Genomic DNA, 12,888 nt, shown 5'->3' on the forward strand with positions numbered 1-12,888 from the left:
CGCCCAATTGAGACACCGCACTGGAGACGACGTGGCGAACCAGTTCCAGCAAGCCATGCGGTTGATGCGCAGCAACGACGCGCAGACCCAGGAAGACGGGTTCCACCAGCTGCGGCCCCACGTCGCGCAGCACCTCGATGAGCTGATCATCGAGTTCGACCGCGAGACTGACCATGGCCTGCGCTGCTGGCTACTCGAACTGATCGGCGACGCCCGCGCCGAACAAGCGCTGCCGGTGCTGATCGACCAACTCCACGGCGACAACGAGTCGCTGCGGGACTGGGCTGCCAGAGGCCTCGAACGGCTCGACACCAAACAAGCACGCCGCGAGCTGTACCAGGCCCGCACCACTGGCTTGATCACCTGACCCGCGTTACGGTCCGTTCGTGGACGAGGACGCGTTCTGGGCGCTTGTCGAGGAGTCCCGACGGGAGAGCGGCGACAACACCGAACTCTCCTCGCGCCTTCTTTTCCGCCGCCTCCGAACGCTCGACGCGACCGAGGTCGTCGAGTTCGTCCGGCTCTGGGAACAGACACGGTCTCGCCTGTACTCATGGCCGGTGACCGACGCGGCCTGCCTGCTGCTCGGCCCGGTCGAGGAGGAGGACCTGCGCCACATCCAGGACTGGATAATCTCCTACGGTCGCGCAGTGGCGGAGCGGATCGCTCGGGATCCGGACAGCCTCACGGACCTTGCCGCGGATGCGGGTAACGCCCGCGCGCAGTGGTTCGACGAGTTCACCACGGAGGCGCATGTCGTCGTCAGCGGCACCTGGCCGCCCGGCTACGACCCGGACGGACCCGAGGATCTGCTGGGTGAGCGCACTGACCTCAACGAGTGGGCCGCCGTCCGCCGACGGTTTCCCAGACTGGCCGCGTATCGGCGGGACCACCCCCAACTCGGCATTCCCGAACTTCGCTGACCAGTTGGGAGCGGGTTCTCGCGTGACGGAAACCGTCCAAGATCTAGGTGGCGGCGCGGGTAGAGCTGTTTGGGTCGAAGCTCGCTGAGCGCTTCGGGAAATGGTCGGGAACACCCTTTTGCCCGCCCCAACTCGATCAATATCGTCACGAATCGCCCCACCGTTCGACCAGGCTCGGCCGAGGGGTGCAGACCGGCGGGGCCCTGGGTTGCGGGATCGTCGACCCCGATTCTGGACTTGCGGGTCCATTATCTGCGAGTCACAGTCCGAAAGGCGTCGAGCAATGGCCCGGCCGTCCCGGAAGCAACGGGGGAAGATCATGGATTTGCAACTTGCTGGCAAGCGCGCGCTGGTGACGGGCGCGAGCAGCGGTCTCGGTGCAGAGATCGCGGCGGTCCTGGCCGCCGAAGGCGTTGCCGTCGTCGTTCACGGCCGAGACCAGACCCGCACCGAGCAGACCGCGCAGAAAGTGGGCGGTCAGGCCGTGATCGGAGACCTCACCACTGATGTCGGCGCCGAGGCCGTGGCTACCCAGGCCGGGGAGGTGGACATCCTGGTCAACAACGCCGGCAGCTACGATCCCGAATCAGGGTGGTCCGAGCTGGACGCGGACGCGTGGGCCGACATGTACAACCTCAACGTGCTCAGCTCGGTCCGCCTCATCCGACATCTGGTCCCCGCGATGCGGGCCAAGGGGTGGGGCCGTGTCATCCAGATCGGCAGCGTGACCGGTGAGACGCCGTCGGCGGGGCAGCCGCACTATGCGGCCAGCAACGCCGCCCGACTCAACCTCGCCCGGTCTTTGTCCCGTGACCTCAAGCACACGGGGGTGACCTCCAACGCAATCGCAGCCGGCGCCATCCTGGTCCCCGCCACCCGCGAGTACCTCATGGAACTCGGCCGGGAGAACGGGTGGGGTGAGACATGGGAGGAGGTCGAGCGCAACGCTGCCCCGATTCGCGCCGGTACCGACGTCGGTCGCATCGGCACTCCTCGCGAGTACGCGGACCTCGTCGCCTACCTCGCCAGCCCACTCTCCGGCTACCTGACCGGCGCCACCCTCCGGATGGACGGTGGCAGGTACGACAGATAGCCGCAGCGGACCGTGGCGGAGCGACGGTGGGGCGGCGCACGTCGGCGCCGCCCCACCCTCTGCTACCGGCTACTCCCAGGAACTCTGCTGCGTGTAGACGAGATTTCCGGGGATGACCGTGCCGTTGGTGCTGTACTCCGTGTACGACCAGAAGTCGCCCTCGGGCAGCGGCTTGTTCGGCTTGAGCGTGAATCCTTGCGTCGCGCCGCGCTCCGCCGTGGAGGGGAGCGTCAGCGTGGCACCCGCGTACTTCGCGTTGCGGCCGATGATGGCGTGGCTGAACTGGAAGTCGACGACCGGGCCGCCGGGGTACTGTGCGAACACGTACGCGGTGTAGCGCCCCGGCTCGGGCAGGAACTTGTACACCTGCTCCAGGCTGGTCCAGTACCTGTCACTGCTGTAGACCAGTTTGTCGCCCTTGTACAGGTAGAGGTCCAGGTTCGTGTTCGGGTCGTCGGTGTTGACCTCGGCCATGATGCCGGCGGTGTTCGCCGGCACGGTGAAGTCGAACTTCTTCACGCCGGTGGCGCCCGGGTCGAACACGCCGCCGTAGACGCCGGCCGGCATCGAGTACGACGCCCGACGCATCGGCGTGTAACCGGTGCTGCGACCGGACAGGGACCCCGTGAAGCCGGGCTGGATCGCGCCGAACGAGCCACTGGTCATCCGGCCGAATTCCTCCCCGTCGTCAGCGTACGGCCGCGGCATGATTCCCCACGGACGGGCGGTGACCGGGATCCGGGCGCTGTGGGCCTTGCCGCGCCAACCGATCGACCCGGCCACGTACCGGTCCCAGGGCGCGCTGCCCCGACGCAGCGTGATGGTCACGGTCGCGGACGTGCCGGGCGCCAGGGTCACCGACGCGGGCGTCACGGTGACCTTCATGCCGTCCAGCCCGGACACCGACGAGCGGTAGGTCTCCCGCGCCTTGCCCACGTTGGTCAGGGTGCGGGTGAGTGTCACCGGGCGGGTCCCGTCGTACTCACGCAGCGAGATGGCCGGCAGGTTGAGTTCCTTGCCGTCCGGCGCGGCCGTCTCGCTGAAGGTGACCAGGTCCGCCGCGGTGGGCTCGATGACCAGTCCGGGGTCGGTGGCCCGGGCCAGGTTGATGAAACCGCTGCCCTGGTCGAGGGGACTGCTGGTGCCGACCGTGTCGGTGGCGGTGGTGCGCAGCGCCGAGGCGACCGCGCCCGGCGACCAGGTCGGGTGCGCGGCACGCAGCACCGCGGCCGCGCCGGCCACGTACGGCGAGGCCATCGAGGTGCCCGAGTACGCGTCGTACGCCCGCCCGAAGTTGCCCGCCGGGGAGACCGCGGCGATGATGTTCGAACCCGGCGCGACCAGGTCCGGCTTCGCGACACCGACGGCCACACTGCTCGGGCCGGTGGAGGAGAAGTCCGCGACGCTGGGCACGCCGGGGACGCTGGAGCCGTCACCGCCGCCGCGCAGGGACACCCGCGCGTCGGTCGGGTGGCGCATCAGGTAGTTGAACAGCGTGCCGGCCTGCTTCTCGGTCGGCAGGTAGACGACCGGGAAGTTGAAGATCGAGTTGATCCGGTAGTTGCCGGTCGGCTCGAACACCACCATCGCCGCGCCGCCCTTGGCCTTGATCTCGGCAGCCGAGCCGAACATGTCGGACAGCGCGCAGGCGACGACCTTGCCCTTGATCTTGGCCGGGTCGAGGCTGCCCGGTTCGCAGTAGACCGCACCCAGATCCGGCGATCCGGCCTGGTCGCCGAAGACCATCGGCGCGTCGCCGCCGGGCAGCGCGTCCAGCGAGCCGCCCACGAGCTTCGTGCCGTCGCCGAGCTTGACGGTCGCCTCGTCGAGCTTGGTCACCGCCGCGCCGACCGTGGTCACCCACGGTGCCGCGTTGCTGATCGCCCCGCTCACGATGCCGGTGTTGCCGGCCGAGGCCGCCACGAAGACTCCGGCCAGCGTGGCGTTGAGGAAGGCGCTGCCGATGGGGGTGTTGGCCTCCCAGTCGCCGAGTTCGCTGCCAATGGAGAAGTTGATCACCTGCACGCCGTCGGCGACGGCGGCGTCGATGCCGGCGATGATGTCGGCGTCGTAGCCCATGCCGTTCCAGAGCACCTTGTAGACGGCGATCTGGGCGTCCGGCGCCACCCCGGAGACGGGACCGAAGCGCCGACCGTCGATGGTGACGTTCGGGATCGGCAGGCCGGCCGCCGTGGACGCGGTGTGCGTGCCGTGCCCGTTCATGTCGCGGGGAGACAGCACCTCGCCCTCGGGCACCGAGCCGCCGCCCGCGAGCCACGTGTCGGCGAAGTACCGGGCGCCGACGATCTTGCCGTTGCAGTGCTCGGCCACGAAGGCGACACCGGTCTGGCAGGTGCCGTGCCAGGTCGAGGGAGCCGGCATCTTCTTGGCGAACGACGCGCTCTCCGGCCAGATGCCGGTGTCCAGGACGCCGATCACCATGCCCGCGCCCGTGCCGGGGCCGGGCTTGACCGGCTTGCCGGCGGGACCTCCCGCCGGGGGCTGCTCCGGCGTAGCCGGAGCGGTGGCGCCCGGAGCGCCGGGTGCCGGGGCGGCCGGCGACGGCGCGGTGGGCGGCGGCGTCCTGGTACCGAGCGCCTGCGCGGCGGTCACCGCGCGGACGCGCTTGTCCGCCCGCAGGGTGGTCACCTGCTCGGCGGTCAGCTTCGCGGAGAACCCGTTGAAGGCGGCGGTGTACGCCGCCTTGACGGTGACCCCGGCGGCGGCAGCGACGGCCTTACGCTGCGCGTCGAGGTGTCCGCGGTAGGCCCGCGAGGGCGCCGAGGTCACGTCCAGCCGGGCGCCCACCTCCGGCCGGGTCCGTGCCAGCCCGGACACACCGCCGGCGTACGCGGTCAGCGGGTCCTCGGCCAACTCGACGACGTACATGCCCGCACCGGTCGTGTCCACGGCGGCGCGTTGGCTGGCCGCGTTCCGGCCGCCGGGTCGACGATCGGCCCCGTCGGTCAGGGTGACCTTCTTGTCCTGCCCGGTGGTGAAGTAGCCGGTGCCGCTGCCCGATGCCCCTCCGGGCGCCGCCGACGCCGATCCCGCAATCCCGGTGGTGCCGGTGATCAGGGCGACGACAAGCGTCGGTATCGCTAGTCGTCGCAGCCTGTATCCGCTCGTGCCTGTAGCCACGAGACTCCTTTCGATGGCTCCCTTGTGGAGCTGTTCCGCGTTCACGATCCGCTCATGGGAGCGCTCCCCCACCTAAGCCGCCGATGGTTAATCGATGGTTTGCGCGGTGTTACGGATCGCCGGTGCGTATAAGATCACGTTCGGTCGGCCGTGCCTAGATCAAGTTTTCCCGATGCCGCCCGAGCTGGGCGTGCACCCCGGCTGGTAGGACCTGACGGTCCACATCGCCGGTGACGCCTGCTTCGCGTACCGCTGCGCGGGTCATGTCGAGATCGGCAGGGACAGCAGCAGCCACCCGGCCCTCGGCGGGCTCGTCCAGGCCATTTTGGTCCGGCGTGGGATAACGCTCGCGCTGGTCGGCGACGGACCCAGCGGTGAGCGTTATGACTCAGGGGCATAAATATGACTCAGAGTCATAACGCTCGTCGCGCTATCCGCCCGCCCGGCCAGTTCGTTCCCGGCGCGGTCGCGGCGCGGGTGCTGCGGTCGTCGCGCCGCCGCAGGCGGTCGGCCAACTCCGCTGCGCGACGACAAACGGGACCTGGGAGTACGCGGTGGACATTGCTGCACTCCGGCAGTCAAGCGGTCGTGGCGAACGTCGGGGACTCCCGTGCCTACCTGATCCGACGCCACGGCTCCCACGACAGGGCCATGGTCCAGCTCAGCGCGGACCACACCTACGCACACCTCGTCGCCGGCGCTCAGGAGGTGCCGAACCTCCCCGAGAAGTTGACCCGCTTCCTCGACGGACGGAATGACGGCCGGTCGGCCGACCTGACGCCTCTCCGGCTCCATCCCGGCGACCGGGTCCTGCTGTGCTCCGACGGACTGAGTTCGTACGTGCCACACGAGCAGATAAGGGCTGCCCTCGACTCCGACGGCAGCCCAGGGGACATCGCCGAGCAACTCGTGGCCCTGGCTATCGACCATGGTGGGCACGACAACGTCACCGTCATCGTCATCGACGTGACATCGGCGCCCGGACCAATCCATTGTTAGTTCGTCGAGTCGATCCATCGAACCCGGATCCTCGAATTCGCCGGCCCCGCCTACTGCCCTTGTCGTACTAGGCTCTCGCCATGCTGATCATCGATGGCGCGGGCCGGTGGACCGCCCCCGCCGGGGCCGCCAACGACTGGGTCGAACAGCTGAGAGTGCCGGACCTGTCGGTGGGGACGTACTGCATCCCGGCGGGCGGTCGCGACGACCAGAGCCCGCACACCGAGGATGAGATCTACGTGGTCACCGCAGGGCGGGCGCGGATCGTGACCCCGGACGGCGCGGCCGAGGTGGGCCCGGGTTCGGTGATCTTCGTGCCGGCCGGCGAGGAGCACCGGTTCGACGAGGTGACCGAGGACCTGGCGCTGCTCGTGGTGTTCGGCCCGGCGTACGGTTCGCGCGCTCCGGGTCGGCCAGCCGAGTAGGGCGGCGACCTCACGGCTGCCACCGCTGCCACCCCGCGGGAAAGGGCTTTCTCTGCGGTACCGTGGCGCCAGCCGGCACGGCGACACGCCGTCGACAGACCGAGAGGACGGGACATGGCGACCCTGTCCGATGTGGCACGCCGGGCGGGCGTCTCACCCGCCACCGCCTCCCGCGTGATCAACTGCAGCAGCAAACCCGTGACCGACGAGCTGCGGGAGCGGGTGCTCGCCGCCGTCGCCGAGTTGCAGTACGTGCCGAACGCCCACGCTCAACTGCTGGCCCGCTCGCACCGCAGCGCGGTGGGCGTGATCGTGCACGACGTCTCCGACCCGTACTTCGCCGAGATCACCCGCGGCCTGCAACGCGTCGCCACCGACCAGGGCCGGCTGCTGATGATCTGCAACAGCTACCGGGATCCGGACCGCGAGCTGGAGTACGTGGAGCTGCTGCGCGGCCACCAGGTGGCGGCGCTGATCCTGGCCGGGTCCGGTTACCACGACGAGGCGTTCACCCGGCAGCTCAACGAGAAGCTCGCCGCGTACGAGGCCACCGGCGGGCGGGTGGCGGTGATCGGCCGGCATGAACACTCCGGCGACGCGGTGATGCCGGACAACCGGGCCGGCGGCTACCTCGCCGGACGCGAGCTGTGCGGGTTGGGGCACCGAGTGATCGGGGTGGTCGCCGGTCCGCGCATCCTGACCACCACGACCGACCGCCTGGCCGGCCTGCGGCAGGCCCTCAGCGAGCAGGGCCGGGACCTGCCGGAACGGCGAATCCGGTACGCCGAGTTCGACCGCGACGGCGGTGCCGCGGCGACCGCCCGACTGCTCGACGCCGACCCGGAGTTGACCGCGATCGTCGCCCTCAACGACTCGATGGCCATCGGGGCGCTCGCCACCCTGCGGACCCGCGGGCTGGCCGTGCCGCAGCAGATCTCCGTGGTGGGGTTCGATGACATGCCGATCGCCCGGGACGTCACCCCGGCGCTGACCACCGTGCGACTACCGCTTGTCCACCTGGGAGTCCGGGCGATGTCCCTGGTGCTCGGTGCGGAGGTGCCGGCCCCGCGGGTCGAGGTGCTCCCCGCCGAGCTGGTCCGCCGGGACACCGCCGGTCCCGTCCCGCCCGCCGCGCCCGTGACCGCCCGCGCCGCACCGCGCGCTCGAGCGGGTGACACCGTCTCGTGACCGGCGTCAGCCCGACGCAGCGCCTGCTCACCGGTGACGACGTGGCGTATCTGGTCCGGGTGTCGTTCGGCCCGCACACCCGGGTCCGGGACGCCGGACCGCTGGCCGGCGGCGGATACGCGACGGTCTGGTGGGCACGCCTCGACGACGACCGCCGGGTGGTGCTGAAGCTCGCCCCGCCGGCCGGGACACCGCTGCTGCGCTACGAACGAGGACTCTGCGCCGCCGAGGCCCGATACTTCCGCCTCGTCGCGGAACGCGCCCCGCAGGTGCCCGTACCCCCGGTGTTGTGGCACGGCACCGACCCCGCGTACGGCGAGTGGTTGGTCACGGCGCTGCTGCCCGGCCGGTCCCTGTCCGAGCTGGCCAGGGCCGACGTCGCCGTCGACGACGGCCCGGCGCGCTACGACCTCGGCGTCGCCCTCGCCGCGTTGCACCGGGTCACCGGCGACCGGTTCGGGCACGACGGCGACCGGGCCGGCGGAGCGACCTGGCGGGTGGCGTTCACGGCGATGCTCGACGCGCTGCTCGCCGACGCGACCGACTGGCACGTGCGGCTGCCGGTGACCCCGGATCGCCTGCACACGCTCGTCGGACGGCACGCCGACGCGCTGGACGAGGTACGCCGACCGGCGCTGCTGCACTTCGACTGCTGGGACGGCAACGTGCTGGCCGCGCCCGACGCGCAGGGTCGGCTCCGGCTGTGCGGCCTGGTCGACGGCGAACGGTTCCTCTTCGGCGACCCCCTGCTGGACCTGGTCTCGCCGCTGCTCTTCCGGCGCGTCGAGGACGAGCCGGAGCATCCGCTGCTGCGCGGCTACCGCGACGCCGCCGACACACCCCTGGTGCTGGACGCCTCGGCGCGCCGCCGACTCGGTCTCTACCGACTGCACCTGTATTTGCTGATGACCGTGGAGATGCCCAGCCGTGGCATGACCCCGAGCAGTCATCCGCAGCGGCACGCCCGGCTCGCGACGCTGCTGGACGCGGAACTTCGCGCGCTCGCAGCCTGAACCCAATTCAGTTGTCCGGGCTGCTCGCCGCTCCTACCCTTCTCGGCGTGCAGATTCGGGAGTTCGTGGCGGAGGACTGGTCGCAGGTGTGGCCGATCGTCGAGGAGGTGATCCGGGCCCGGGAGACCTTCCCCTACGACCCCGCGATGACCGCCGAGCAGTCGTACGGCATGTGGGCGGAGGCGCCGCCGGGCCGGACCGTCGTCGCGGTCGACGGCGAGCGGGTGCTCGGCACCGCGAAGATGGGCACCAACCGACCCGGGCCGGGAGCGCACGTGTCCACCGCGAGCTTCATGGTCGCCGCCGACGCCCGGGGCCGGGGCGTGGGCACCGCGCTGTGCCGCGACGCCCTGGCCTGGGCACGCCTTCAGGGGTACGCCGGCATGCAGTTCAACGCCGTGGTGGAGAGCAACCGGTCGGCGGTCGAGCTGTACCTGCGGGAGGGTTTCGCGGTGGTCGGCACCGTGCCCGGCGCGTTCCGCCACCCCACCCTCGGCCGGGTCGGCCTGCACGTCATGTACCAGGAGTTCTGACCGGCGGCTGACCGGCCGCGCCCAACTCGGCCGCGGCCGGCGGACGACGCGCCTCGGCACCGGCTCGGCGAACCGGGGTGAAGAGGCTACCGACCGCGACCAGCAGGCAGCCAGCACCGGCCGCGAGGGTGACCGCCTGGACGCCGTACCGGCCGGCGGCCCAGGTCAGCGTCGCGGCGCCGATCGGCCCGAGGGCGTAGTGCGTGCTCCAGAACGCCGAGGTGACCCGGCCGAGCAGGTGGTCGGGGGTGATCTCCTGGCGCAGCGACATCGAACAGATCCCGCCGATGCTCAGGCAGCACAGGTACACCGCGGTCAGCGCGGTGACCGCCGGCACGCTCGTCGCGAGGCCGACGCCCGCCACCGCGAAACCGCAGACCGAGTGCGCGCCGATCCAGGTCGCGCCGAAGCCACGTCGGCGGCGCAGCGGGGCCACCAGCAGCGCACCGGCGACCGTGCCCAGCGCGGCCAGGCCGAGCACCGCGCCGACGGTGCCCGCCGAGCCGCCGAGGTCGTGGGTGACGTGGTAGATCAGCACGTCGGTGAAGCCGTAGGTCAGGAAGATGAACACCGACAACAGGACGGTCAGCGCGCGCAGCACGGGCTGCCGCCACAGGAACCGCGCCCCGGCCAGGAACTCGGCCAGTGGCCGCTCCCGGGTCGCCGGTGCGGCGGCGTCGGCTCGTACGGGTCGCAGCCGGATCAGCCACAGACCGGTTGCCGAGAGGGCGAAGCTCGCCGCGTTGACGGCGATGGCGAGCGCCGGGCCGAAGCTGGCCGACACCACGCCGGCGAGCAGCGGCCCGAGGACGGCCGCCGCCGCGTACGTCGCCTGCAACCGGCCGTTGGCCTCGGTGATCCGGTCGGAGTCGACGAGGTTGCGGACCGCGGTCACCGCCGCGACCTGGAACAGCATGCCAGCCGCCTCGCAGATCGGCAGCACGACGAAGAGCAGCCAGACCTGCGGGCCGGCGAGCCAGGCCAGTGGCACCAGGCCGTAGAGCACCAACCGGGCCAGGTCCGCCACGATCATCAGGGTGCGCCGGTCGTACCTGTCGACGAGCACCCCGCCGAAGATCCCGGCGACGACGGACGCCGCGCCCGCGACGGCGGTGAGCAGGCCCATCCGCGCCACCGACCCGGTGGCCTGGAGCACCAGCAGCGGCACCGCCAGGTAGGCGAACGAGTCACCGGCCGCGGAGAGCGACTGGGCGACCCAGTACGTGCCGAAGGTGCGGTCCCGCCACAGCGGAGGCCGGCCGGGGGCGGCGGATCGGCTCATCGCGACGAGGGTAGTGGACCCGGCCGCCCCGGTGCTGGCCGTGGCGGGCGTCACTCCGGCCCGATGTCACGAAGCGGAGGCCGCCCGCCATCTCGTGGTCGTCAATTCCGGCAGAGAGGCGAAGACAATGAGCACAGCGCACACCACCGGCCCGGCGGGCACGCACCACGTCCTGATCCTCGGCGCGGGCTACGCGGGCCTGGCCGCGGCGACCCAGCTCGCGGCCCGGACCAGGAAGGCCGACGTACGGGTGACCCTGGTGAACGCGCACGAGCGGTTCACCGAGCGCCTCCGGCTGCATCTGACGGCGACCGGGCAACGCGTCGCCGAGTTGGACATCCCCACGCTGCTGGCGAACACGGGCGCGCACTTCGTCCGCGGCTGGGTGACGGCTGTCGACGCGCAGACGAGGACCGTCCGGGTCGACGACAGTCGGGTGCTGCGCTACGACACCCTGGTGTACGGGTTGGGCAGCGTGACCGACACGACGGTGGTGCCGGGTGTCGAGGAGCACGCGTACACGCTGGACGGTCCGAGCGACGCGACGACGCTGGCGGATCGGCTGGCGCGGCTCGACGGCGGCACGGTCGTCGTGGTCGGCGGCGGGTTGACCGGCGTCGAGTCGGCCGCGGAGATCGCCGAACGGCACCCGGAACTCGATGTCGTGCTGGTGGGCCGGCAGGATCCCGGGGCGAGGATGACCGCGAGGGCGCGGTCACACCTGCGGACCGCGCTCACCCGCCTCGGTGTGCAGGTGATCAGCGGGACAGCGGTCACGAAGGTGCTGCCCGACGGGGTCGAACTGGCCGGCGCGCGGACCATGGCGGCCGACGTCGTCCTCTGGACGGCCGGTACGCGGGTGTCGCCGCTGGCCGCCGCCGCGGGGCTGACTGTGGACGACCGCGGTCGCGTGGTCACCGACGCCACGTTGCGGTCGGTGTCGCACCCCGACGTCTACGCGATCGGCGACGCGGCGGCGATCCGGCAGGGCTACGGCGTCCTGCACGGGACCTGCCAGAGCGGCATGCCGACCGGAGTGCACGCGGCCGTGTCGATCGCCCGCGCGCTGCGGGGCAGGCAGCCCCGGCAGTTCCGGTTCGGTTACTACCACACCCCGGTGAGCCTGGGCCGGAACGACGCGGTCGTGCAGTTCACCCGCCCCGACGACAGCCCCCGCCGCGGGTGCCTGACCGGGCGTCCGGCGGTCTGGTACAAGGAGACCGTGAGCGCCTCACCCTGGCCGACGTACCGGCGCATGACGACGCTTCCCTCCTCCGGCGTCTTCTGGCCGCGCGGCGGCCGCCTCACCCGTCGGCGGGACGACGCGCGGTGACGCACCCACCCGACCCGGACGAGCAGGTCTTCCACCGTCACCGCAACCTGCTGTTCTCGGTGGCCTACCGCATCCTCGGCACCGCGGCCGATGCCGAGGACGCGGTGCAGGACGCCTGGATCAGGTGGTCCTCGGCCGACCGCGCCCAGGTCGCCGACCCCAAGGCGTACCTGGCCCGCATCGTGGCGAACCTCGCGCTGGAACGCCTGCGCTCGGCCCGACGGCACCGCGAGACCTATCCGGGACCGTGGCTGCCCGAGCCCGTCCTGACCGCTGGGGACACCGCCGACGCCGTCACCGACGCCGAGTCGGTGTCGATGGCGATGCTCGTGGTGTTGGAGACGCTCAGCCCGCTCGAACGTGCGGTGTTCGTCCTGCGGGAGGTGTTCGAGTTCAGTCACGCGGAGATCGCGGTGGCGGTGGAACGCTCCGAGGCCGCGGTCCGCCAGACCGCCCACCGTGCGCGCGAGCACGTGCGGGCCCAGCGGCCCCGCTTCACGGTGGACCGGTCGCAGCAGCGCGGCGTGACCGAGCGGTTCCTCGCCGCCGCGACCGGCGGGGACCTCAACACCCTGCTGGAGTTGCTGTCCCCGGACGTCACGTTGTGGACCGACGGTGGCGGAAAGGTCCGCCAGGCCCGACGTCCCGTCCGGGGCGCGGTGCAGGTCGCCGCCTGGTTCGCGGCCATCGGCACCGTCACCTACCAGGGCGTCGAGCCGCACGACATGCACGCCGCCCTGGTCGAGATCAACGGAGGTCCGGGCCTGGTGTTCAGCGGTGCGGGCCGGGTGGTCGCCACCATCTGTCTCGACATCGACGCCGCTGGCCGTGTCACCGCCATCCACAACGTGGCCAACCCCGACAAGCTCCGAGCGGTCGCCGACGGCACCACCCACCACCTTGACGCGGGGCGGGCCTGACCGCCCGGGAGGCGGACAGGCGCAGACGGCCGCCGGAG

General features: G+C 71.4%; 12 protein-coding genes. 10 read left to right on the forward strand and 2 right to left on the reverse strand.

Annotated elements, in window-relative coordinates; all coding sequences use genetic code 11:
- The first annotated feature begins 31 nt into the window (after nt 1-31).
- From AB0C25_RS11930 to AB0C25_RS11940, 3 genes are all read left to right on the forward strand, one after another.
- Nucleotides 32-367 (forward strand): HEAT repeat domain-containing protein, encoded by a 336-nt coding sequence (locus AB0C25_RS11930; RefSeq protein WP_357372263.1) that lies wholly within the window; start codon nt 32-34, stop codon nt 365-367.
- 19 nt (nt 368-386) lie between these two features.
- Nucleotides 387-923, forward strand: coding sequence for a DUF4240 domain-containing protein (locus tag AB0C25_RS11935; protein WP_357372265.1), 537 nt, complete (start codon nt 387-389; stop codon nt 921-923).
- Nucleotides 924-1,242: 319 nt separating this feature from the next.
- Complete coding sequence (locus AB0C25_RS11940) at nt 1,243-2,016, forward strand: SDR family NAD(P)-dependent oxidoreductase (RefSeq protein ID WP_357372267.1); 774 nt, start codon at nt 1,243-1,245, stop codon at nt 2,014-2,016.
- A gap of 69 nt (nt 2,017-2,085) precedes the next feature.
- On the opposite strand, the gene AB0C25_RS11945 is transcribed toward AB0C25_RS11940, so the two are convergent.
- Nucleotides 2,086-5,157: a S8 family serine peptidase gene (locus AB0C25_RS11945; protein ID WP_357372269.1), complete on the reverse strand. Its 3,072-nt coding sequence runs from the start codon at nt 5,155-5,157 to the stop codon at nt 2,086-2,088.
- A gap of 402 nt (nt 5,158-5,559) precedes the next feature.
- Between AB0C25_RS11945 and AB0C25_RS11950 the strand changes: the two genes are divergently transcribed.
- The 5 genes from AB0C25_RS11950 to AB0C25_RS11970 all read left to right on the forward strand — a co-directional run bounded on the left by AB0C25_RS11950 (nt 5,560) and on the right by AB0C25_RS11970 (nt 9,315).
- A complete protein-coding gene (locus AB0C25_RS11950; protein ID WP_357372271.1) occupies nt 5,560-6,156 on the forward strand; it encodes a protein phosphatase 2C domain-containing protein in 597 nt (198 codons plus the stop codon).
- Between the two features lie 80 nt (nt 6,157-6,236).
- The gene (locus AB0C25_RS11955) at nt 6,237-6,581 is read left to right on the forward strand and encodes a cupin domain-containing protein (protein ID WP_357372273.1); all 345 of its coding nucleotides are present in this window, start codon (nt 6,237-6,239) and stop codon (nt 6,579-6,581) included.
- 114 nt (nt 6,582-6,695) lie between these two features.
- The gene (locus tag AB0C25_RS11960; RefSeq protein ID WP_357372275.1) at nt 6,696-7,769 is read left to right on the forward strand and encodes a LacI family DNA-binding transcriptional regulator; all 1,074 of its coding nucleotides are present in this window, start codon (nt 6,696-6,698) and stop codon (nt 7,767-7,769) included.
- Nucleotides 7,766-8,782: an aminoglycoside phosphotransferase family protein gene (locus AB0C25_RS11965; RefSeq protein WP_357372277.1), complete on the forward strand. Its 1,017-nt coding sequence runs from the start codon at nt 7,766-7,768 to the stop codon at nt 8,780-8,782. The genes AB0C25_RS11960 and AB0C25_RS11965 overlap by 4 nt, the downstream gene beginning before the upstream one ends.
- A 47-nt stretch (nt 8,783-8,829) precedes the next feature.
- Nucleotides 8,830-9,315 (forward strand): GNAT family N-acetyltransferase, encoded by a 486-nt coding sequence (locus AB0C25_RS11970; RefSeq protein ID WP_357372279.1) that lies wholly within the window; start codon nt 8,830-8,832, stop codon nt 9,313-9,315.
- On the opposite strand, the gene AB0C25_RS11975 is transcribed toward AB0C25_RS11970, so the two are convergent.
- Nucleotides 9,296-10,597 carry an MFS transporter gene (locus AB0C25_RS11975; RefSeq protein WP_357372281.1) on the reverse strand — a complete coding sequence of 434 codons (1,302 nt, stop codon included), beginning with the start codon at nt 10,595-10,597 and terminating at the stop codon, nt 9,296-9,298. The genes AB0C25_RS11970 and AB0C25_RS11975 overlap by 20 nt on opposite strands.
- 127 nt (nt 10,598-10,724) lie before the next feature.
- On the opposite strand from AB0C25_RS11975, the gene AB0C25_RS11980 reads away from it, so the two are divergent.
- Together AB0C25_RS11980 and AB0C25_RS11985 are read left to right on the forward strand one after the other, a co-directional pair.
- Complete coding sequence (locus AB0C25_RS11980) at nt 10,725-11,930, forward strand: FAD-dependent oxidoreductase (protein WP_357372282.1); 1,206 nt, start codon at nt 10,725-10,727, stop codon at nt 11,928-11,930.
- Nucleotides 11,927-12,850, forward strand: coding sequence for an RNA polymerase sigma-70 factor (locus AB0C25_RS11985; RefSeq protein ID WP_357372284.1), 924 nt, complete (start codon nt 11,927-11,929; stop codon nt 12,848-12,850). The genes AB0C25_RS11980 and AB0C25_RS11985 overlap by 4 nt, the downstream gene beginning before the upstream one ends.
- Nucleotides 12,851-12,888 lie beyond the last annotated feature (38 nt).

The organism is Micromonospora sp. NPDC048839 (assembly GCF_040649915.1).
Lineage (GTDB): Bacteria > Actinomycetota > Actinomycetes > Mycobacteriales > Micromonosporaceae > Micromonospora.

Bases quoted from the DNA above. Each gene is read 5' to 3' on its own strand.
- AB0C25_RS11940 (WP_357372267.1), top strand. From the start codon at position 1,243: ATGGATTTGCAACTTGCTGGCAAGCGCGCGCTGGTGACGGGCGCGAGC.
- AB0C25_RS11950 (WP_357372271.1), top strand. From the start codon at position 5,560: ATGACTCAGAGTCATAACGCTCGTCGCGCTATCCGCCCGCCCGGCCAG.
- AB0C25_RS11955 (WP_357372273.1), top strand. From the start codon at position 6,237: ATGCTGATCATCGATGGCGCGGGCCGGTGGACCGCCCCCGCCGGGGCC.
- AB0C25_RS11960 (WP_357372275.1), top strand. From the start codon at position 6,696: ATGGCGACCCTGTCCGATGTGGCACGCCGGGCGGGCGTCTCACCCGCC.
- AB0C25_RS11975 (WP_357372281.1), bottom strand. From the start codon at position 10,597: ATGAGCCGATCCGCCGCCCCCGGCCGGCCTCCGCTGTGGCGGGACCGC.
- AB0C25_RS11980 (WP_357372282.1), top strand. From the start codon at position 10,725: ATGAGCACAGCGCACACCACCGGCCCGGCGGGCACGCACCACGTCCTG.